Raw genomic sequence first — 21,402 nt, 5'->3', positions numbered from 1 at the left:
TGCGCTACATTTGACGCTTATTATCCAAATTTTCGGATTAAAGCTCAACTTATTCCGTTAAACAAATCTCATTCAGTTTCAATTGTTAAGGTAGTGTGGGGTGTTTAGTGTGAAATTTAAACAAAAGGTAATTATGGCGTTAAAAAGGGGCGATTAAGCCCCTTTTTAAATGGTATAAATTAAATCTCTTTGGGCTTTTCGATGTAGTAGCCCTGTGCACCATCTAAACACAGTTGTTCAATAATGTGTTTTTCTTCTTGGCTTTCGACCCCTTCGGCAAGTACGGTCACGCCAATGCGGTGGGCCAAATCAACCATTAAACGCATAAAGTACTGGTTATTTTTATCTTCCTCTAAGCCGCGCGTATAGGTTGCATCCATTTTAATAAAATCAGGTTTTAAATCGCGGAAAAATTTAAATGAGGTTAAGCCAACACCAAAACGTTCAACGGTAATACGCGCACCTACACGGTGGATCATATCAATAAAGCGTTTTGATGCTTTTACATTCTGCTGTAAGCCGAATTCACTCACTTCAAAAATTAACTTGGCGGCAATGGCATTATCTTTTAACAAGCGACGCTCAAGCCAAATAGAAAACTGCTCGTCGTGGGCGCTTTTAGCCGATACATTTACACCGAAAAACTGGTCGTTCAAGTTACGTGTTTTAATAGCATTAATCGCTTCTTCGATAACAAGGCGGTCAACGTGTGCGTGTTGATTGAGTTTTTCACTCATTGCTAAGAAAGAAGAGGTTGGCAAAATGTGTTCATCAGACGTTTTAAAACGCGCGAAAATCTCAGAGTAAGCCTTCGCACTACGACTAGTCGGCATAATGGTTTGGATCATTAACTGAATGCGATTGTTGTTTAATACGTCATCAATCACTTGACGCCAATTTTGATTACCAAAACTTGCTGAAACGTTATCAATAATGTCGCTTTCTTTTTGAATATGGTAGCCATTTGTGGTTTTACTTTGTGCAAGGCTAAGAGCAGTATCTACTTGCGCCAATAGTGGGCTTAGGGGCTTGCCTGTTTCAAATGACACAATACCGGTATTTGCAACACTGGTAAGTTCAACATGTTGCTGAAATTCAGTAAATTTACTTTGCAGTACTTCGCCAAGTTTTTCTGCTTCTTTAATTGGTACGTTGATTAACAGTACCGCGAAGTCTGAGCTATTTAAGCGGTAACAGGTGCTGCCAGAGTAAGTGCCAATAGCTTGGGTGATGAGATCTGACACATCTTTAATGTATTCATCGCCTTGCTGATAACCGCGCGTTTGGTTTATCAAGTTCAATTCAGTACAGCGAATAACGGCAAGGGTACCGAAACATGGTTTGTCGGCGTTTTCAATTTGGTGTTCGTAGTGCTCAATAAATAAATTACGGTTACCTAGTCCTGTTACAGTGTCTTTGTAGGCTTCGCGTTTAATATCAAGGGCAGAGGATTCAATGTCTTTTTGCTTGCGCTTTAAAAAGCCATTTAAACGAACAATGCTCGGAAAAATATTACTTACAGCGTTATCAGCAAGCGATGAATCGAGTTTGCCATCTTTACTGTCATTTTCAATGTACTTATCGACCATATTTGAAATAGCGTCGCCCATGCGATTTGACGCTTGCATTAACGTTAGCTTTAACGTGATAAAAGGCACAAGGGTGAGTACTAAAATGATCAGAAATAAAATCAAAAAAGCGTTTTGTACGATCTCAGCGGTTTGCTGTAGGCGTAACGTAAATTCGATTTTAAGACCCAAATCGCTTCCCGCGCCATGTTGAGAGCGGATAAACGGTTTGTAGTTTTGTAGGTGTTTTACTAAAAAGGGCAGATAGTTTAAGTTGCCTTGATTGCTGAAAATAGTTTCATTTTCTTTGTCTTTAATAACTAATTTATCAAGGTTGTACTGCAATTTTATACTTTTTGCGAATGCTTCGATATCTTGATCTGTTGTTACTTGAGAGAGTTCAAGATCGATTGCTCTTTGCACTTTTAGCTGTTGCGAGTTTGCATATTGATGCAACGCTGAATTAAGCATATATCCAGTAAGTGCTGTTGCAAGCAAGCAAAAAAATACTTGGATTGTAATAAAGCGAGTTAATCCTGCCATGGTTTTTCTTATCTCACGCTGTATTAATTGGTAGATTGTATTAAATGAAATAGGGGACAACGATAGATCGGCATACTTGTCAGCTATGCAAGACCAAGACTCTGTCACTAATACAAAAAATCACTTATGAAATGGTAAGTTATATTCTAAGAAAAGTCTAATAAAGGTAATAAAATGTTATATATAAAGGTAAGGGTTGGCTCCCCCTCCCCGACTCGAACGGGGGACCTGCGGATTAACAGTCCGTCGCTCTAACCAACTGAGCTAAGGGGGAACAACAATAGGGCAGTGTGCTTTGGCTCCCCCTCCCCGACTCGAACGGGGGACCTGCGGATTAACAGTCCGTCGCTCTAACCAACTGAGCTAAGGGGGAACAAGCATACTTAAAGTAGATTAACGATTGGCTCCCCCTCCCCGACTCGAACGGGGGACCTGCGGATTAACAGTCCGTCGCTCTAACCAACTGAGCTAAGGGGGAATCGTTAAATGCTAAGAACTTGGCTCCCCCTCCCCGACTCGAACGGGGGACCTGCGGATTAACAGTCCGTCGCTCTAACCAACTGAGCTAAGGGGGAATGGCGTTGTTCTCAACGGGGCGAAATATTAATGACAGCATGGGGAAGTGTCAACAACTATTAATTAAGAAAGTTAAAAAAGTGGTTTGAATGCATATTTGTTGTGCAACTTGCTAGTTTTTTAACTGCTTTCGTGTGTTATTTGTTCATTAGCGTTTTAAAAACGATGGAAATTACATATTAAAATGAAGTATCTAAAGTTAGAAATTAGACACTCGTTACCTTGGTATTCATGTTATTCCCTTAAAATTGTGCTTACGGATGAAATAAACACTGAGATTGGTTTTTACTTTTAACAGTTTTAAATAATTAGCGTTTATCAGTAAAAATCTAAACGCTATTTATGACTGAGCTAAATTCTAATTTGAACGCAGACTTAAGTTCACATACTTCTAACTGTGCTTTTAGATTTAAATGCTAAAGCGAGCATTTATGATTATTTTGTGACTTAGGCGTTTCACTGAACTGACAGTTTAATGCAAAACTGTGGCGATATACCCCCAATTCGAGTTTATGAAGAAGCAAAGAGGCACTAATACTCATGATACTTAGGATTTAGAGCGAACAATTAAACTAGTGAAAACGTGTAATGCTAAAAAGCAATGCGCTATGCCTAGTTCAACTATAAGTATTATTGGGAACTTAAAAAGTATGTTTCTCGATTATCAGACACTTGTAACTAACGTTTCTAAATGATAATCGGGGAGTAGATAAGAAAATATGGGATTAAGTGAGATAACATGAGCAATTGGAAGAAATTTTGGTCAAAATTAAGTGTGAAAAAGTAAAGTGTGAAATATGATAAAACTTTAAGTGTGAAGTATGAAAAACACGCCGTCGAAAGATAAATAACAGCTAACAAAACGCCAAAGCACTACTTTCCTTACTTTTTATCATTTCTACCCGTGACGTTTATCATTTTGAAGCGTCGGTTACACTAATAATAACTATTTTAATTTACCTAACGTTTAATGAATTAATCACTAGTGAAAAAGTATCAATATTTTTCTAGGCAATTTTTTTGATACTGATATTAGCGCACTCTATGACATATTTATTTTTGTAATCGCTGATTAATAAAGGGCTACATTTAGTTATCCACTAAATCTGTGGATAACTCTGTTTATGAATCTTTGAGAACATAATCAAGCCCTTTATTTATCGGTTGTAAGAGAAATGCAATAGTTTTCAAATAAAAAATATTTACCAATAAATTCAATTGGTTAATCTGTTTGGTGGTTTTTGGTTGAAAATTGTTCGAAATATAATCTCGGTATATTTATTGCGCAAGTTGTTGTGTAAAAACTAGTCGGAGTAGTGGTTGTTAGCTGTTACTAACTGAATATCTATCGGAATATCAGTGTGTTTATATAAATCAAATGTAAATCCAGAATTCTTTTGGTTTACTTTTTGTTTACATTGGCGCAGCAGGTTTGTAAAAAGTTAATTTGCGATGGTATCAACGCGCTCATTTCATTAGAATGTTGCCGTGCTTATATAAGGGTCCTCATGCAACAGTCTAAATCGCAATCAGCAAACAGCGCCGCATCGCTTCTCGAAGCGCCGATTGAAAAAACACTTGTTAAAATGACCGTGCCAATGATTTTCGGCATGATCACCTTAATGTTGTTTAATATTGTCGATACTTTTTTTGTCAGTATGTTGGGCACAGAACAACTTGCTGCAATTAGTTTTACCTTTCCGGTTACATTTACGGTTATCAGCCTTGCAATAGGCCTGAGTATCGCCACATCGGCAATTATCGCTAAAGCACTTGGCGCAAATAATCACGCTGAAGCGCGTTTTGATGGTGCAGTTGCATTAATTGTATCTGCATTGTTAGTGGTTGTGACGTCATTTATTGGCTATTTACTGATTACACCAATTTTTACATTACTTGGCGCGACACCAGAGCTGCTGGCTTATATTCGTGATTATATGACGGTATGGTTTATCGGCAGCGCGCTACTTATTACACCAATGATTGGTAACGCCGTTTTAAGAGCCAGCGGTGATACTAAAACACCCAGCATTATTATGGGCGGGGCGGGGGTAATAAACGCAATTCTAGACCCTATTTTAATTTTTGGCTTTGGACCAGTGCCTGCTATGGGTATTAAAGGTGCTGCGATTGCAAGTGTTATTGCGTGGTCATTTGGTGTCGCCTTTATTCTTTATTTACTGATTATTAAACGTAAACTTGTTGCTTGGGAAAAGTGCCAGCAAAGCTTTATGGTTGCAACGTTAAAAATGCTAAAAATTGGCGTGCCAGCAGCCAGTGCAAATATGCTAACGCCGATAGCAATGGCTATTATGACTGCAATTGTCGCAAGCTATGGCGCGCATGCGGTTGCGGCATTTGGTGTGGGAAGTCGCATTGAATCAATCGCCAGTATTGTGGTGTTAGCACTTTCTATGACATTACCACCTTTTATTAGCCAAAATTTCGGTGCAAATCGTTATGACCGTGTTGAGGCAGCTTACATGGCGAGCCTGAAGTTTGTACTCGTATGGCAGTTCGTTATTTACCTAGTGCTTATCGCGTTAAGTGGTGTGATAAGCCATATATTTGCTGAAGAGCAAAGTGTTATCGATGTGATAAAACTGTTTATCTACATTTTACCGTTAGGCTACGGCTTGCAGGGTATTATTATTTTAACTAATTCATCATTAAACGCATTACACAAGCCAATGCACGCGCTGGTGCTTAGTATTGTACGCTTATTTGTGTTTTATTTGCCATTTGCCTATTTCGGTAGCTTAGTAGGTGACTTACAAGGGCTATTTATCGGTGCGTTAGTGGGTAACTTATTCACAGCATGTGTTTCATACACATGGTTTAAAAAGCAGTTAACCAAATGCCATAATAGTATTGTGCCACACACTGTTTAGAGGGAAATATGAGTAAAGAAAATGTTTCAGATTTCAAATTGGTATCGCCCTTTAAACCCAATGGCGACCAACCAACTGCGATCGCGCAACTAGTTGATGGACTCGAAGCAGGATTGGCCCACCAAACCTTACTGGGAGCTACAGGTACAGGTAAAACCTTTACCATGGCGAATGTTATTGCTGAGCTAAATCGTCCAACCATTATTTTGGCGCATAACAAAACCCTAGCAGCTCAGCTATACGGTGAGATGAAAGAGTTCTTTCCTGAAAATGCGGTGGAATACTTTGTTTCTTACTATGACTATTACCAGCCAGAAGCATACGTAGTTGCGAGCGATACCTTTATTGAGAAAGACGCTTCAATAAATGACCACATCGAACAAATGCGTTTATCTGCAACCAAAGCCTTACTTGAGCGACAAGACGTTATTATTGTTGCGTCAGTCTCGGCTATTTACGGTTTGGGTGACCCCGACTCTTATTTGAAAATGATGTTACTGATAAAACAAGGTGACACCATAGATCAGCGCGACTTACTACGTCGACTTGCTGAACTGCAGTACACCCGTAATGACATTGATTTTCAACGTGGTACATATCGTGTGCGCGGCGAAGTAATAGATATTTTCCCTGCTGAATCTGAAACCATGGCTATTCGCGTTGAAATGTTTGACGACGAAGTGGATCGCTTAAGTATTTTTGATCCACTTACTGGCGCTGTGGAAAGGCATATTATTCGCGCCACAATTTACCCGAAAACCCACTATGTGACGCCGCGTGAGAAAATTCTTGCTGCCATTGTTAACATTAAAGAAGAACTTAAACTTCGTCGTAAACAGTTACTTGATAATAACCGTTTAGTCGAGGAGCAACGCGTTGCACAGCGCACCCAATACGATATTGAAATGATGAGTGAGCTGGGATATTGCTCAGGCATTGAAAACTACTCGCGTTATTTATCGGGTCGGGCGCCTGGCGAGCCGCCACCGACATTGCTTGATTACTTGCCAGATGAAGCGTTAATGATCATTGATGAATCACACGTAACTGTGTCGCAAGTAGGTGCAATGTATCGTGGTGATCGCAGTCGTAAAGAAAACCTTGTGGAGTATGGCTTTCGTTTACCATCGGCACTTGATAATCGTCCGTTAAAGTTTGAAGAATTCGAAGCGATTTCGCCACAAACGATTTATGTGTCGGCAACGCCTGGGGATTATGAATTAGAACGCTCTAATAACGAAGTAGCCGAGCAGGTTATTCGTCCAACAGGCTTATTAGACCCCGAACTTGAAATTCGTCCAGTCGGAACGCAAGTTGATGATTTATTGTCTGAAATTTATAAACGTGTCGAGCTTAACGAGCGTGTATTAGTTACCACACTGACCAAACGCATGGCTGAGGATTTGTCTGATTATTTAAATGATCACGATGTAAAAGTGCGTTACCTTCACTCTGATATCGATACCGTTGAACGTGTTGAAATTATTCGCGATTTACGTGCAGGTGTATTTGATGTACTGGTCGGAATTAACTTGCTTCGTGAAGGGTTAGATATGCCAGAAGTGTCTTTGGTGGCGATTTTAGATGCTGACAAGGAAGGCTTCTTGCGTTCAACCCGTTCCCTTATCCAGACCATAGGTCGTGCTGCGCGTCACATTAACGGCCGCGCAATTTTATATGCTGATCGCATAACCGATTCAATGAAGCGCGCAATTGACGAAACAGAACGTAGGCGTAGTATTCAGCACCAATACAACGTAGACAACGGCATTACACCACAAGCCTTGAATAAGAAAATCACCGACATTATGGACGTGGGTGAGCAAGTTGATGATACGCCCAAAGCAAGTAAGAGAACGGTTAGTAAAGCGACTGCTGAAATTTTATCAGCCGATGAAATTAACAAAAAAATCAAACAGCTTGAATCTGAAATGCTGGCGTTTGCCCGTGACCTTGAATTTGAAAAGGCAGCAAGCGTACGAGATCAAATTCAACAATTACATCAAGAATTAATAAATGCCTAATATCGATTTAACCAATTTACTAAGCGCTATTGCCAAAGGCGCACCGTTTAACGATGAAGTGTGCCGTGTTTATCATGGCCGTGGTGATAGCCAAGGTGAAACTAATTTCATCAATTTAGATTGGTACCCGCCGTATTTATTTCTTGCGTGCTACAACCCAATTAATGAAGCAACGCAAAACGCACTAACTGAAGCAGTTTGGCAAGCGCAGCAAGCTACCGGATTTAACGCAAAAGGGCTTGTGTTTCAGTATCGTGCCGGACGTGATACGCAAGTGTCTGTGCCGTTTGGTGAGGTGCAAGACCGATTTGAAGTTGTAGAGCTTGGCGCCAAATATTGGGTACATCTAACCAAAACGCAAAATACGGGTATTTTTCCTGATATGCGTGAGGGCAGGGCGTTTGTTAAAAATAATAGCCACGAGGCAAAAGTGCTTAACTTATTTTCATATACCTGTGCGTTTTCGGTTATCGCTAAATTAGGTGGCGCTCAACAAGTTATTAATATGGATATGAATAAGTCTGTGTTAAGAACCGGTGCTGATAATCATCGACTAAATAACGTGGCGGAAAATATCAGTTATTTGCCTCACGATATTTTGAAGTCATTTGGTAAATTAAAAAAGGCCGCGCCGTTTGATTTAATTGTGGTTGATCCGCCGAGTTTTCAAAAAGGCAGTTTCGTACTAACCAAAGATTATCAAAAAATCTTACGCCGTTTGCCAGATCTATGTCACAGCAATACGCAGCTATTGTTATGTGCTAACAGCCCCGATGTTTCAGAAAACCAGTTTATTGAGATGATCAGTGACGCCACTGAAGGACGACTGAGCTTTGTTGAAAGACTGCCAGCGGCTCCACGTTTTGAAGAGCCAGATGGCGCAAATCTAAAAGCGCTGGTTTATCGCCTAGCGTAAAATAAGTAGATTTATGCGAAACAAAAAAAGCGCTAAGTAAAATACTTAGCGCTTTTTTTATAACTTATTGATTTCTTTCGCTACTTGGTAGCCATCGTCCGTTACAATTTTTTCAAGTACTTGAACACGTTCAGTTAGCTTGGTGATCTGTTGTTTTAAATCTTCTGTTTGTGCATCACTTGCTTGATTGTGTTTTAACGTCTTCTCTTTAAATTTAATGTGCTTGTTGTACATATCTGCTAACACGCCAAAACCTACTGAGACGAACACGATCATTACAATCATCGTTGTGCCACTCATTGTCGCTCCTAACCTTCGAGTAAATGTGGCTTTAGCTTAATGCAAAAACATACACAATGTGAAATTTAATGATAAGCGGTCAAATTTGGTGTTTTTCGAGTCGATATAAAAAGGCTTTGTAACTTAGCCCTAATAATTTTGCGGCTGCAGTTTTATTATTTTCGCACCGTTTAAGCGACTGCAATAAAATATCGCGTTCAAACTGATGCCAATCTATTCCTTCATTTGGCAGGGTATATTTATCGCCTTGCTGGAGTTGCCCGTTTTCGTGTGTAAGGCTCTCTAATAGTTCGTCTTCATCGCCAAGTAGGGCGTAACGCTCAATGCAATTTGATAGCTGTCTAACATTACCAGGCCACGGGTAGTTTAATAACTGTTTTAACGTGTGTGCACTTAATGGTTCGATAACCCCACCATATTGCTGGCTAAATTTGTCTTTAAAGTAATGAATAAGCTTGCCGATGTCTTCACTTCGCTCACGCAGCGCAGGCATATGAATAGGCACAACGTTTAAACGATAATACAAATCTTCACGAAACAGGCCTTCTTCAACTTGTGCTAATAATTGTTTATGGCTTGCGGCAATCACACGCACATCAAGTGCTACTTCTTGGTGACAGCCTAACGGGGTGATCACCCCTTCTTGTAAAAAGCGCAGTAGTTTAGTTTGTAATTGCGGGCTAAGTTCCGCCACTTCATCTAAAAATAACGTACCGCCGTCGGCCGCGGCAAATTTACCGAGCTTGTCTTGATTAGCACCAGTAAAAGCCCCTTTTTTGGCGCCAAATAATTCAGCTTCGGCAATGGATTCAGGAATTGCGCCACAGTTAATGGCAATAAAGGGGCTATTTTTGCGCGGTGAAATTTTATGAAGCGCACGCGCAGCAAGCTCTTTTCCGGTGCCGCTTTCACCACTAATTAAAACAGTTGCGTTAGTGGAAGCCACTTTTTCAATACGTTGAAATACCTTTTGCATACAGGGAGCACTGCCAATCAAATCGACCATGCTGTCTTGTTGGCTCAGTTGGTTATTAAGCGTTTGGTTGGTTAAACGTAACTGATTTGCTTTATTTGCTTTGGCGAGTGCAAGTAATAGCTCTTGGCGCTGAAATGGCTTTGCTAAATAGTCATCCGCGCCTTTTTCTATGGCAAGAGCTGCATGATCAATTGAGCCATAGGCTGTGGCAATGACAATACCCACGGGAAAGTTGTTTTTTCGCGTAAATTCTAACAACTCAAGCCCGCTTAACTGGCCCAGTTTCCAATCACTAAAAATTAAGCTAATGCGATTATCTGCTTTAAGCGCCACAATCGCTTCTTCCACGCTAAATGTCGCTGTGACGGTAAACCCCTCGGCACTTAGCATTGCAGCGATTAACTCATTTTGAGCAGCATCGTCCTCAACCAATAGAATATGTACGTTATCCATTAAACTTCTCTTTTAAACATTGCGCGAAAGTGACTACCATTTTGACTGGTGTTAACAAGTTGAATATCGCCCGCGTAATATAAATTGATAATCTGTTTAGCGAGGTAAAGGCCGATGCCGGCACCATCTGGCTTGTCGCTTACATGCGGTTGGAATAATTGCTCTTGAATCGCTGAATTTACACCTTTACCTTTATCATTAATATCAACGTGTACCGTGTTTTCATGTGTATTCACATCAATATCAATAGCGTTGTTTTCGCCGCCTGATTCAATACCGTTGACGATAAGCGTATGTAAAATACTGCGCACTTCGGTTTCGAGACCAACGAGTTTAATACTGTTATCGCAACTGATGTTAATGGGTATATTTTCTGATAATAGTTCGAGCTTTATATCCGTTAGTACGGCAGCAAGCGGTACCTCAGTGCTTCTGTCGACTTTATCTTTGGAGAGGGTTAAAAGTGCATTAATATTTTTATCAATATGCTCGATTTTAGTATGCGCAATTTGTTCTAGCTTAGTACGCTCTGTTTCGGGAGCTTTAAAATATTGGTCGATGGTTAAGTTTAGGGTGTGAACGGGATTACGAAGTGCATGGGCAATACCGCGACTTAATTCACCGAGCTGCGCTAAGTGTTTTTTCTGTTCTATTTGGTGCTGTACCTTAGCGAATTCGGCCAGCTTGCTGCTCATTGAATTAAACTGCTGTGCACAACGCTTAAGTTCGGTTACCCCTTTAGCAGGAATTTGAATACCGAGTTTATCGTTATCTAACTCATCCATCGCTTGCACTAGCTGATTAATTGGTCGCGTGATTTTGTTGGTAAGCCAAAGCGCCAGTAGCAATGCAAGGGCAGAGGAAATAGCAATACTCCAAAGAATTGACTGCGTAAAGCGTTCAAAGCTCGCGCTGTCGGTAAGGTATTCGGTACTAATTTGACGGTGTACTTGCATATTGTCTAAGTCGTCTACCGCCATAAATACCGCTTCAATTTGCTCAGCATTTTGACTAATAATTTCAATACTGCGTTCGTTATCTTTATCAATTACCACATGGCGTTTTACAACCGTGGTACTGTTTTCGTGCGCGTTAGAGGTTGCATTAGCATCGCTATCGGATTCTGCAGCGATATGAAATTCAAATTTCATATCACTGTTATCCCCACTTTTTGGGGCAATTTCAATTAGCTTTTTACGAACCTTATCTTTGGTCGAGGCCAATATTTTTTCTGTTAATACTTCACTTTTACTTAAGATTTCACTTTCGATTTGCTGCTTAAAATACATAGTCAGTGCCGTTTGAATTAATGCGACGCTGGCAAACAACACAATTAAAGTGATAATTAACAGTTTTCTGATACTCAAAGACGGCTTCCTTTTTAACGAATGTAAATAACACGTGGTTACATCTTAATTCAAACTTTGTACCAGATTATCAGCTAATGCCTAAATTAAGAATAACTATACAACACATTGAAAGTTATATAGTTACTAATCAAATGTAATTAAGCATTTAAAAAAGAGTTCACCGTTTTTGTACTGTAATTCCTGATATCAGGATATGCGACCCGCATATAGGTAAAATCAATTTCCTTAAAATGTTCAAAAAATAGCAAAAATCATTTTAAATCAGGTGATTATGCTTTTGGCATGAAAATTCCTTAGAAACAAACAGAGTTAACAACAAAACCAATTAAACAAGGAATTAATTATGTTACTTAAAAAAACACGTTTTTTACCATTAGCGGCATTAGCACTTGCATGTACTACAGCGATGGCGGGTGATACAGAGAAAAAAGTAAACGTTATTGAATACAAAACTGATATTGAACTGATAAGTGATGGGGCAACAACGCCTATTAAGATACAGTTCGATGGCAAGCCGAGTGAGCAGCAAATTGAAGATGCAGTTGCGGGTTTACCACCTGAAAAGCAAGAAAAGGTGCGTCAGTTATTACGTAACCTTGAGGTTGAAAATGATGAAGGATTGAAGGTATTTGCATTTAAAAGTGGTGAGGGCGATATTGAAAAGCATATCGAAATACACGCCGATGAAGCTTGGTCGTCACAAAGCGGTAGCAATGTATTTGTTTTGAGTGACGGTGAAAAGCAGGCTCAAGTATTTAAGTTTAAATTTGAAGGTGATGAATCGGATGGACCTTTTCATGCGTTAAAACACCTTTTGAACACGGCCGATTTAACGCCGACGCAAATTGTTGAGTTGCAAAATATACTAAGTCAAAAATAACAAAATATACATCAAGCGAAGCCAAGCAGTTAAAACCATGCTTGGCTTTATTACTTGCGTCCACTTTTCTATAAATCATTAAATCTGTTTATTCTATTTAACCTAAACTCGGGTTGTTTAATGCATCCACAACGTTTAATGCGGGTTAACTCATCTCACGCTTTTTTCGTATATTAATACTACATTGTAGAGTTAATTGGACGGGTTAAACTATTTATTCTACATTGTGATAAAAATTATCTATCTAAATGCCAATGAAAGAGAAATTTCTAGGTGAGTTTGAACAAATGGTGATGCTTGCCATTTTAAAACTCAATGACAATGCATACGGGGTGTCTATTCGCGACATGCTAATTGAAGCTATTGATCGCGATGTGAGTGTAGGGGCCTTGTATACCACTTTAGAACGCCTTGAAAAAAAAGGTTTGTTAACAAGTTCGCAAGGTGAAGCAATTGCTGAACGAGGTGGTAGAGCAAAGAAGTTTTATGCCGTAACCGGTCAAGGAAAGCAGGCGCTTAATCGTGCTAAAAATGCACTAGATACCTTATGGCAAGGTGTACAGTTAAGTAAGTTAGCACGTTATGCATAGTTCATCTCCGCTTAAAAACAAACACGAAATGGTGCTGGCAAATAAACTATTGAGCTGGTGCTTACCTGCATCAATACGTGAAGCGGTAATTGGCGATTTAGAAGAAACGTATTATTTAAAACAACAACAAGGCCTTGCGCCGATTGCAATTCAATATTGGTATTGGCAGCAGACGTTTAATCTAGCCTACCGTTTTATGCCAACAACTCAAAGAGGGTTAATCATGTTTATTTTAAGTCTAATTGTGTTTATGTCGATGATGGTATTTGGCATGGTTATGGGTGCGGATGTAACCGCGTTTATTGATGTGCCATCTGCAATGTTGGTGTTTCCTCCGGCTATCTTTTTTGCTATTGCTGCTACGTCTTGGCAAGAGTTTACCTTTGCATTCGGTTGCGTGGTAAGTGATGAAAGAAGCTTTAGTGAGCGAGAACTTGTGCAATCAAAGCGTGTTTTTTCGGTATTAGGAAATTCTGCGTTGTGGTGTGGCGGCATTACGACCTTGATTGGTTGGGTAGCAATGGCATCAAATATTAGTGCACAAGAGTTTAGCAGTGTAATTGGCCCTGCATTTGCGGTATCAATTTTGACGTTTTACTACGGCGCTATTGTTAAACTGATTTGTTATGTTGCAGCGCAACGAATTGAATCTAAGTTACTAGACTAAAAAAATTACGCTAGCGTTGATACAAAAAAAGCCCGCATTGCGGGCTTTTTTGTCTTTATTTTGTTCGGGTTAATTGACTTTCTTTCTGCCTGAAAACGCATGAGAGAGTGTCATACCGTCTACTAAATCAAGTTCACCACCAACTGGCACGCCATGGGCAATACGTGAAGCACTAATGTTATTTTTAGCACACATATCGGCAATATAATGCGCTGTTGTCTCACCTTCTACCGTTGGGTTTGTCGCTAAGATAACTTCTTCAATGGTGCCCGACTTTAATTGTTGTTCAAATACATCCAAACCAAGTTCCATTGGTCCGATACCGTCAAGTGGCGATAAGTGACCCATTAAAACAAAATAACGGCCTTGAAATTGCCCCGTTTGTTCAATCGCTAGAATATCCGTTGGTGACTCAACGACACATAGCAGACCTGAATCTTGGCGTTTTGTGCTTAAGCAAATATCACATTGGTCGGTTTCGCAAAAAGTTCGGCAAGTTTTACAGTGGCCGACGTTTTCCATTGCAAACGTTAAACTTTGACCTAATTGACGACCGCCATCGCGATCATGCTCTAACAGGTGAAATGCAATACGTTGCGCTGATTTTGGGCCGATGCCAGGCAAGCAGCGCAAGGCTTCAACAAGTTGGCTTACGCCTGATGTTAATTTCATAAGGAGTTTGAGTTTTCCAATTTTGCTATAACATACACTAAGTTACTAAATGAGCCAATTATTCAAAGCTGAGATTACTTGGCTTTGCTAATAACTGTGTATTGCGTGCGATAGGCTCGTAAGTATATTCAATTTGTGGATTACGTAGCCAAAGCTTACCTTTACTAATAAGTAAGGCACCAAACGACACTATGGTGGCTTCATCTGTAATGGGCAGTGTTACCTCAATGTCGCGCCAGTCTCTTGTTCCACCGCTACTTGTATAACGTAAGTTATCAAACGCTAGGGAATTATTGTCTTTGTCTTCGATGCGCATCCAAATACTTGCCATGGACTTAACAAATTGGTGTTTAATTTGTGCGCGAAAGGTGATACCGGTGACGTTTTCTTTTTTGGCACGGGTTGCATCGAAGTTAAATCGTTTTAACAGCACACCGAAGTCAGGGGTATCAATTACACTTTCGAGTAATAGGGTGTCGCCATCATTTCGCGCTTGGTATTCACCATCAAGTTCGTCACTGATTTCCCAAGTTGATAGATCAATAGATTGAGGCCCTAGGGTAAATTTACCAAATGGCGTTGTGTTGTAACCAACTATATTTAAATATTTGGTGCGGTCTTCGCTGGGGGCATCATCTTTTGGCCTAACATAACCGAAAGGGGTGCTCGTGTCTTTTGCATCATGTGGTGCCTCGTTAATTTCAAATTTATCGAACCACACTTGCCCTGAGCCTTGGAGTACACCTGAGTATGACAATGCCGATATGTCGGATGTAATATCCGCAACTACTGAAAAGCGCTGCCACTCAAGGTCGCTTTTAGTGCCAATAAACTTCGCTTCAGCGCGACGAGTAATGCTGTCTTCTTTATCCATTAAATAAAGTCGCAATAAGGCTTCACCGTCTAAATTGCTGGCTTTCACGTAGCCAGATATTTCAATTTTTTTATTTTCAAATGGCGTAGCATCAATCGTTTGTTTAATGGTTGCAATACCCTCTTTACTAGGCAATTTGTTAATTAGAAATACGCTCGATTTACCATCAACTTTTTCCTTGTTTGATAGCCCATAGCGGTAATTGTTAAATGGATAAGCAAAAAAATACCAATCGTTGAGCGCTGGCTTTTTTTCCAGCGATAAAATTTGATGACTTGAGAGAAAATCAAAATGATTTAGTTGCACATTGCGATTATGGATCGCTGAATAAACGAAGGCTGTGCAACAAATTAATAGTATAAAAATCAGAGTACGAATTGCGATTGTCATTGTTGTAATTAACTCAATACAGCGTAGTTGGTGATTGTATCGTTTACGGGGAATATTTAAAACAAGTGTAAGTCTGATTGCGCTTAATTTCGGCAACTATTTCGGATTTGAACGTTTACTCTTGAAATCTAGAAACTCAACCCTATATCAAATTGCACTATAGCAAAAACCTAAGATTTTGACGGAGTTTTCAATGTCTGCCCAAAAAGAAACATTTGGTTTTCAAACCGAAGTAAAGCAACTTCTACAGCTTATGATCCACTCTCTTTATTCAAACAAAGAGATTTTTCTACGTGAACTTGTTTCAAACGCATCCGACGCCGCAGATAAACTGCGCTTTCTCGCACTAGAGAATAACGACCTTTACGAAGGTAATGGCGAGTTACGCGTGCGTATTAGCGCTGATAAAGATGCAAACACCGTAACTATCTCAGATAACGGTATTGGTATGAGTCGCGAAGAAGTGATTAGTTCACTTGGTACTATCGCAAAATCAGGCACGGCTGAATTTTTCCAGAACTTAACGGGCGATCAAGCACGTGATTCACAGCTAATTGGTCAGTTTGGTGTGGGTTTTTACTCAGCGTTTATCGTTGCTGATAGTGTGACGGTACGTACTCGTAAAGCGGGTGAAGCGCAGGCAACTGAATGGCACTCACAAGGTGAAGGCGAATATACGCTTGCGGATATCGAAAAAGCTGAGCGTGGTACCGAAATTATTCTGCACTTACGTGACGATGAAAAAGAATTTTTAGAAGAATTCCGTTTACGTTCAATCGTAACTAAATACTCAGATCACGTATCAATTCCAGTGGAAATGTATCAAGCGCCAACGGAAGAGTCAGAAGGTCCTGATGGCGAGAAAATTCCAGCAACGCCAGGTGAGTGGCAAGCAATTAACAAAGCAACAGCGCTTTGGACACGTGATAAATCAGAAATTTCTGATGAAGAATACAAAGAATTCTATAAGCACGTTGGTCACGATTGGGAAGAGCCACTAACATGGGCTCACAATAAAGTAGAAGGTAAAACAGAGTACACAAGCCTACTTTATATTCCTAAAAAAGCGCCATTTGATATGTGGAATCGCGACCGTCAACACGGTTTAAAACTGTATGTGCAACGCGTATTCATTATGGATGATGCTGAGCAGTTTATGCCTAACTACTTACGTTTTGTTAAAGGCTTATTAGACTCAAACGACCTTCCACTTAATGTGTCGCGTGAAATTTTACAAGACAACAAAGTGACACAAGCAATTCGTAAAGGCTGTACTTCACGTGTGCTTAAAATGCTTGATCGTATGGGTAAAAACAAACCAGAAGAATACCAAACATTCTGGAATGAGTTTGGCCAAGTGATTAAAGAAGGTCCAGCTGAAGATATGGCAAACAAAGAAGCCATTGCTAAGCTACTTCGTTTTGCGTCAACGGATTCAGATCTTGAGACACAAAATGTATCGCTTGAACAATACATTGCGCGCATGAAAGAAGGCCAAGATAAGATTTACTATGTTGTGGCTGATAGCTTCCAAGCAGCGAAAAGTTCGCCGCATCTAGAAATCTTCCGCAAAAAAGGTATTGAAGTGTTACTGCTTTCTGACCGTGTTGATGAATGGATGATGAGTCACCTAACTGAATTTGACGGTAAACAGCTAACATCAATCACTCGTGGTGATTTAGACCTTGGTGATCTGGATGACGAAGAGAGCAAGAAAGAGCAAGAAGCGTCTGAAAAAGAAGTGGAAGGCTTAATTGAGCGTGTTAAAACAGCGCTGGGTGATAAAGTGAAAGAAGTACGCTTTACTCACCGCTTAACAGACTCGCCAGCCTGTGTGGTTGCCGATGAACACGACATGAGCTCGCAAATGCAAAAGCTAATGGAGCAAATTGGTCAACAAGCACCTGAAACAAAACCAGTGTTTGAGTTAAACCCAGAGCATCAACTTGTTAAGCACTTAAATGATGTGCAAGATGAAGACAACTTTGCACAGTGGGCTGATGTACTGCTTGACCAAGCATTACTTGCGGAGCGCGGTAGCTTGAAAGACCCGGCAGGCTTTGTATCTCGTTTAAACAAACTAATGTTAGATTTAAGCAAGTAACCAATCTGGTTAAAAGAAAAGGGCGCTAAGCGCCCTTTTTTATTGTAAGTGTTTAGTCGTTAAATTAGTCATTTTCTTCGGTTGTTGGCGCTAACTGCTGTTTTTGCGCTTTGATAACTGTCCACGCTTCGAGCATTACTAAAACACACACGACTAACACAATAATATCTAGGGTAACTAATAACCAATTACCTGCACTGTAGTATTCTTGCAGTTTAAGTATGCCGGCGAAAAATGCCATCACTAGCACAAATAGCATGGGCACTAATGTGTAACGTGCAGGTCGTCCCATCTTTATTAACATCACAGAAATAACTAACAGTGTTAGACTGGCAAGGATTTGGTTAGTTGAGCCGAATAATGGCCAAATGATCATGCCGCCCGAACCAGACGAACCGCCTGCGCCAAACGCCAATAACAAACAACACGCCACAGCAATAAGTGTGGCGATAATGCCATTTCTAAATGCGCTGATCTGATATATCTCGCCCCATTCTTGAATAATATAGCGCTGTAAGCGAACACCTGAGTCCATTGTTGTTCCAGCAAACAATACAACCATTACGGCAAGTAGAGTGGATGCAAGTTCAGATGGAATGCCCCAGCCTTGAAAGATAAGGTTTGAGCCACCTTGAATAAATGCGCCAACACTACCTGCACCGAGATGACTATATACTTCGTGCCACTCCTGTGGGCTCATTGCGAGTGTTACACCACTTACGGCAACAATGGTAATAAGGGCAAGCGACCCTTCACCAACCGCACCTAAGTAACCAACAAATCGTGCATCGGTATCTTTATCTAATTGTTTAGAGCTGGTGCCACTCGACACAATACCGTGGAAACCAGATACCGCACCACAGGCAATCGTAACGAATAATAGGGGGATAATACTGGGCGTAGACTCTGCAACTTCGCTATTAAAAGCGGGGGCTGTAATGTCAGGCATAAACATAAATACGGCGCCGTAAAGTAACACTAACCCCACCAATAGCTGAACACCATTAATAAAGTCACGAGGTTGTAGTAGCACCCACACAGGTAATAATGATGCGACAGCGGCATAAATAAATAGCAAAATAATCCAGTTAGCTTTGTCACTTAACCCGAACATTTCTTTTGGTAAGGCCAGTGGCATTTCGCTACCTGCATACACGGTTAAGTAAAGCGCCACTACTCCCAACAAACACAAAAACACTAAGTTAAAGTTGCGGCGAATTAACTGACCAATAATTAAGGCAAACACAATCGCAGCCCAGGCTGGCAATACTGCAGTTGGTTGGCTAACAAATGAGTTGGCAATCACCACGCCAAATACCGCGTTAACCATTAACAGCACTAAAAATACCACTATCATAAATAAAGCGCGGGTGCGTTTACCGATAACTTCTTCTGATAGTGCGCCAATTGATTTACCTTTGTGGCGGCTGCTCGCCCAAAGTGCGCCCATATCGTGAACACCAGCAAAGAAAATAGTCCCGAGTACTACCCAAATAACAGCGGGTACCCAGCCCCAATAAACCGCAATGGCAGGACCAACAATCGGTGCAGCTCCAGCAACAGAGGTAAAGTGGTGACCCCATAGAACCACTTTTTTGGTCGGTACAAAATCAACGCCGTCATTAATTTGATGAGCAGGGGTAATGTACTTGTCATCCATTTGGAAAATGCGACATGCAATAAACTTAGAATAGACAAACCAGCCAAACAGCATGCCGATAATGCCTAGCAATACAATTACGACAGATTGCATAGGTGTTCCTTATAATTGATTATTATTTAAACCAGCTTAAAGCAGCATATTGTAAAAGCAAGTATTTGGCTTGAGACTTTGGCATAACACGGCGCCATTTATTTCGCTTTGAGTTAAGCTCCTTTTATATCTTTAGCTTAATTGTTGAACAAAGTTCGCCAGCCTCTTAGCAAAAATACGCGAAATAATAGCTTTGCAGTTAGTTGGTTAAACAAAGGTTAAACTTTTGGCTAATCACTATTGAGAATCAACTGTCACTGTGAAAGAATTCCCCCAATTAAAAAACATCTTGAGGAAAAGTCATGCGCATTATTCTTTTAGGAGCGCCAGGTGCAGGTAAAGGTACGCAAGCACAATTTTTAATGGATAAGTACGGTATCCCACAAATTTCGACAGGCGATATGTTACGCGCTGCGATCAAAGAGGGTACACCACTTGGTCTTGAAGCTAAAAAAGTAATGGATGCAGGCCAGCTTGTTTCTGATGAAATTATTATTGGCCTAGTAAAAGAGCGTGTTGCTAAAGCTGACTGTGAAAACGGTTTCCTATTAGATGGTTTCCCACGCACAATTCCTCAAGCAGATGCAATGAAAGAAAACGGCATTACAGTTGATCACTGTATTGAGTTTGACGTTGCAGACGAAATCATTGTTGAACGAATGGGCGGCCGTCGTGTACACCCAGGTTCTGGTCGTGTTTATCACGTTGTTTACAACCCACCGAAAACAGAGGGTAAAGACGACGTAACAGGCGAAGACTTAATTATTCGTGATGACGACGTAGAAGAAACAGTACGTAAGCGTTTAGCAATTTACCACGAACAAACTAAGCCGTTAGTTGATTACTACCGTGCTGAAGCCGACGCAGGTAATACGCAGTACCACAAATTAGATGGTACACAAGCAGTTGAAGCAGTAAGTGCACAACTTGCAGATTTACTGGGCTAATACCTAATATATAAAAAAACCGCCATCTAGGCGGTTTTTTTATATCTGAACGTTAATTATAACTTCTTAAGAGCTGACTCTACTGAGACATAATCAGGTTCTTTCGCTAAATTAGTCACTAACTGCTTGTAAACAATTTTGTGGTCTTGATCTAAGATGACCACACTACGCGCTAATAACCCCATGTCTTGAATTAGCAAGCCATAGTTTTGGGCAAACTCACGCCATACCGCGTCTGATAAAGTGTGCATTTGAGTAATGTTTTCGGCCTTACAAAAGCGGCTTTGTGCAAATGGTAAATCCATACTGATAGTAAGCATCACCACGTCACTGTAATTCGCTGCAAACTTATCATTGAAGTGTTTTGTTTGTAAGCTACACACGCCAGTGTCTAGGCTTGGTACTGTGCTAATTAGTACTGCTTTTCCTTCAAAATCACTTAAAGAGACTGGTGCAAATTTATTGTTTGCCGCTTTGAACTCGGGCGCTTGTTGTCCTAGTTCAACCGGATTACCACGTAAGGTAAGCATTTTACTGTTGGCTGAAATTTTACCAGAATCAGTTTGATTCAGAGGTAACTGATATTGCGCTGCCGCTAGGTTTAAGGACAAAAGAGACGCGCTAATTAAACCCGTTAACGTCATTAAATTTTTTAACATAATAAAAACACAGTTTCTGCTATAAGTATTGTTAATTTAGCACACGTGTAAGACACTGATAAAGTGATAATAATAGTTATCTAATAATGGTTTTCGACACGCGATACGAAACTTAACAATTTGGTGAAATATGCAACTTTGTGAACGAAACTTTTGTAATTTGTTACAATTTTTAGCACAATAGTCTTAGATTTCATGCAGTGCTAGTTAAAACCTACTTCCTGCTCTAAACTTATAAAGACAAAAAAT

At 40.3% G+C, this 21,402-nt stretch carries 16 protein-coding genes and 4 tRNA genes; 8 read left to right on the top strand and 12 right to left on the bottom strand.

Annotated features, from left to right (window positions below; translation table 11 throughout):
- Positions 1–179: 179 nt before the first annotated feature.
- From ACXAFE_RS08555 to ACXAFE_RS08535, 5 genes are all read right to left on the bottom strand, one after another.
- Positions 180–2,111: an EAL domain-containing protein gene (locus ACXAFE_RS08555; RefSeq protein WP_475151337.1), complete on the bottom strand. Its 1,932-nt coding sequence runs from the start codon at positions 2,109–2,111 to the stop codon at positions 180–182.
- A gap of 197 nt (positions 2,112–2,308) precedes the next feature.
- A tRNA-Asn gene (locus ACXAFE_RS08550) sits at positions 2,309–2,385 on the bottom strand.
- 22 nt (positions 2,386–2,407) lie between these two features.
- A tRNA-Asn gene (locus ACXAFE_RS08545) sits at positions 2,408–2,484 on the bottom strand.
- A 28-nt stretch (positions 2,485–2,512) separates the two neighbouring features.
- Positions 2,513–2,589: transfer RNA gene (locus ACXAFE_RS08540), tRNA-Asn, on the bottom strand.
- A 20-nt stretch (positions 2,590–2,609) separates the two neighbouring features.
- Positions 2,610–2,686, bottom strand: a tRNA-Asn gene (locus ACXAFE_RS08535).
- A gap of 1,509 nt (positions 2,687–4,195) precedes the next feature.
- Between ACXAFE_RS08535 and ACXAFE_RS08530 the strand changes: the two genes are divergently transcribed.
- The 3 genes from ACXAFE_RS08530 to ACXAFE_RS08520 are packed head-to-tail and all read left to right on the top strand — an operon-like array spanning position 4,196 to position 8,518.
- Complete coding sequence (locus tag ACXAFE_RS08530; protein WP_475151333.1) at positions 4,196–5,578, top strand: MATE family efflux transporter; 1,383 nt, start codon at positions 4,196–4,198, stop codon at positions 5,576–5,578.
- Between the two features lie 8 nt (positions 5,579–5,586).
- Positions 5,587–7,602 carry an excinuclease ABC subunit UvrB gene (uvrB, locus tag ACXAFE_RS08525; RefSeq protein ID WP_475151330.1) on the top strand — a complete coding sequence of 672 codons (2,016 nt, stop codon included), beginning with the start codon at positions 5,587–5,589 and terminating at the stop codon, positions 7,600–7,602.
- Entirely contained in the window at positions 7,595–8,518 is a 924-nt protein-coding gene (locus tag ACXAFE_RS08520; RefSeq protein WP_475151326.1) for a class I SAM-dependent methyltransferase, read from the top strand. The genes uvrB and ACXAFE_RS08520 overlap by 8 nt, the downstream gene beginning before the upstream one ends.
- A gap of 57 nt (positions 8,519–8,575) precedes the next feature.
- Here the strand turns inward: ACXAFE_RS08520 and ACXAFE_RS08515 are convergent, their stop codons facing one another.
- The 3 genes from ACXAFE_RS08515 to ACXAFE_RS08505 form a co-directional block, all read right to left on the bottom strand.
- Positions 8,576–8,818 (bottom strand): hypothetical protein, encoded by a 243-nt coding sequence (locus ACXAFE_RS08515; RefSeq protein ID WP_054980438.1) that lies wholly within the window; start codon positions 8,816–8,818, stop codon positions 8,576–8,578.
- 79 nt (positions 8,819–8,897) lie between these two features.
- The gene (locus ACXAFE_RS08510) at positions 8,898–10,247 is read right to left on the bottom strand and encodes a sigma-54-dependent transcriptional regulator (protein WP_475151320.1); all 1,350 of its coding nucleotides are present in this window, start codon (positions 10,245–10,247) and stop codon (positions 8,898–8,900) included.
- Positions 10,247–11,614 (bottom strand): HAMP domain-containing sensor histidine kinase, encoded by a 1,368-nt coding sequence (locus tag ACXAFE_RS08505; RefSeq protein ID WP_475151317.1) that lies wholly within the window; start codon positions 11,612–11,614, stop codon positions 10,247–10,249. The genes ACXAFE_RS08510 and ACXAFE_RS08505 overlap by 1 nt, the downstream gene beginning before the upstream one ends.
- A gap of 346 nt (positions 11,615–11,960) precedes the next feature.
- Here ACXAFE_RS08505 and ACXAFE_RS08500 point away from each other — a divergent pair, with 346 nt between their 5' ends.
- From ACXAFE_RS08500 to ACXAFE_RS08490, 3 genes are all read left to right on the top strand, one after another.
- Complete coding sequence (locus tag ACXAFE_RS08500; RefSeq protein ID WP_475151315.1) at positions 11,961–12,497, top strand: hypothetical protein; 537 nt, start codon at positions 11,961–11,963, stop codon at positions 12,495–12,497.
- Between the two features lie 254 nt (positions 12,498–12,751).
- Positions 12,752–13,087 (top strand): PadR family transcriptional regulator, encoded by a 336-nt coding sequence (locus tag ACXAFE_RS08495; protein ID WP_234004701.1) that lies wholly within the window; start codon positions 12,752–12,754, stop codon positions 13,085–13,087.
- A complete protein-coding gene (locus ACXAFE_RS08490; RefSeq protein WP_475151311.1) occupies positions 13,080–13,754 on the top strand; it encodes a hypothetical protein in 675 nt (224 codons plus the stop codon). The genes ACXAFE_RS08495 and ACXAFE_RS08490 overlap by 8 nt, the downstream gene beginning before the upstream one ends.
- Before the next feature lie 69 nt (positions 13,755–13,823).
- Here ACXAFE_RS08490 and recR read toward each other — a convergent pair whose 3' ends face one another.
- Positions 13,824–14,426 carry a recombination mediator RecR gene (recR, locus tag ACXAFE_RS08485; protein ID WP_010559840.1) on the bottom strand — a complete coding sequence of 201 codons (603 nt, stop codon included), beginning with the start codon at positions 14,424–14,426 and terminating at the stop codon, positions 13,824–13,826.
- Positions 14,427–14,484: 58 nt separating this feature from the next.
- A complete protein-coding gene (locus tag ACXAFE_RS08480) occupies positions 14,485–15,606 on the bottom strand; it encodes a hypothetical protein (protein ID WP_475151307.1) in 1,122 nt (373 codons plus the stop codon).
- 277 nt (positions 15,607–15,883) lie between these two features.
- Between ACXAFE_RS08480 and htpG the strand changes: the two genes are divergently transcribed.
- Positions 15,884–17,794: a molecular chaperone HtpG gene (gene htpG / locus ACXAFE_RS08475; RefSeq protein WP_475151305.1), complete on the top strand. Its 1,911-nt coding sequence runs from the start codon at positions 15,884–15,886 to the stop codon at positions 17,792–17,794.
- Between the two features lie 64 nt (positions 17,795–17,858).
- On the opposite strand, the gene ACXAFE_RS08470 is transcribed toward htpG, so the two are convergent.
- Complete coding sequence (locus tag ACXAFE_RS08470; protein WP_475151299.1) at positions 17,859–19,547, bottom strand: carbon starvation CstA family protein; 1,689 nt, start codon at positions 19,545–19,547, stop codon at positions 17,859–17,861.
- 302 nt (positions 19,548–19,849) lie between these two features.
- On the opposite strand from ACXAFE_RS08470, the gene adk reads away from it, so the two are divergent.
- The gene (adk, locus tag ACXAFE_RS08465) at positions 19,850–20,494 is read left to right on the top strand and encodes an adenylate kinase (protein ID WP_010559844.1); all 645 of its coding nucleotides are present in this window, start codon (positions 19,850–19,852) and stop codon (positions 20,492–20,494) included.
- Positions 20,495–20,550: 56 nt separating this feature from the next.
- On the opposite strand, the gene tpx is transcribed toward adk, so the two are convergent.
- The gene (tpx, locus tag ACXAFE_RS08460; protein ID WP_475151297.1) at positions 20,551–21,153 is read right to left on the bottom strand and encodes a thiol peroxidase; all 603 of its coding nucleotides are present in this window, start codon (positions 21,151–21,153) and stop codon (positions 20,551–20,553) included.
- Positions 21,154–21,402 lie beyond the last annotated feature (249 nt).

The organism is Pseudoalteromonas sp. ABV4_021, from assembly GCF_056159365.1.
This window is presented reverse-complemented; position numbering and strand designations above follow the sequence as displayed.

Bases quoted from the DNA above. Each gene is read 5' to 3' on its own strand.
- ACXAFE_RS08555 (WP_475151337.1), bottom strand. From the start codon at position 2,111: ATGGCAGGATTAACTCGCTTTATTACAATCCAAGTATTTTTTTGCTTG.
- ACXAFE_RS08530 (WP_475151333.1), top strand. From the start codon at position 4,196: ATGCAACAGTCTAAATCGCAATCAGCAAACAGCGCCGCATCGCTTCTC.
- uvrB (WP_475151330.1), top strand. From the start codon at position 5,587: ATGAGTAAAGAAAATGTTTCAGATTTCAAATTGGTATCGCCCTTTAAA.
- ACXAFE_RS08520 (WP_475151326.1), top strand. From the start codon at position 7,595: ATGCCTAATATCGATTTAACCAATTTACTAAGCGCTATTGCCAAAGGC.
- ACXAFE_RS08515 (WP_054980438.1), bottom strand. From the start codon at position 8,818: ATGAGTGGCACAACGATGATTGTAATGATCGTGTTCGTCTCAGTAGGT.
- ACXAFE_RS08510 (WP_475151320.1), bottom strand. From the start codon at position 10,247: ATGGATAACGTACATATTCTATTGGTTGAGGACGATGCTGCTCAAAAT.
- ACXAFE_RS08500 (WP_475151315.1), top strand. From the start codon at position 11,961: ATGTTACTTAAAAAAACACGTTTTTTACCATTAGCGGCATTAGCACTT.
- ACXAFE_RS08495 (WP_234004701.1), top strand. From the start codon at position 12,752: ATGAAAGAGAAATTTCTAGGTGAGTTTGAACAAATGGTGATGCTTGCC.
- ACXAFE_RS08490 (WP_475151311.1), top strand. From the start codon at position 13,080: ATGCATAGTTCATCTCCGCTTAAAAACAAACACGAAATGGTGCTGGCA.
- recR (WP_010559840.1), bottom strand. From the start codon at position 14,426: ATGAAATTAACATCAGGCGTAAGCCAACTTGTTGAAGCCTTGCGCTGC.
- htpG (WP_475151305.1), top strand. From the start codon at position 15,884: ATGTCTGCCCAAAAAGAAACATTTGGTTTTCAAACCGAAGTAAAGCAA.
- ACXAFE_RS08470 (WP_475151299.1), bottom strand. From the start codon at position 19,547: ATGCAATCTGTCGTAATTGTATTGCTAGGCATTATCGGCATGCTGTTT.
- adk (WP_010559844.1), top strand. From the start codon at position 19,850: ATGCGCATTATTCTTTTAGGAGCGCCAGGTGCAGGTAAAGGTACGCAA.
- tpx (WP_475151297.1), bottom strand. From the start codon at position 21,153: ATGTTAAAAAATTTAATGACGTTAACGGGTTTAATTAGCGCGTCTCTT.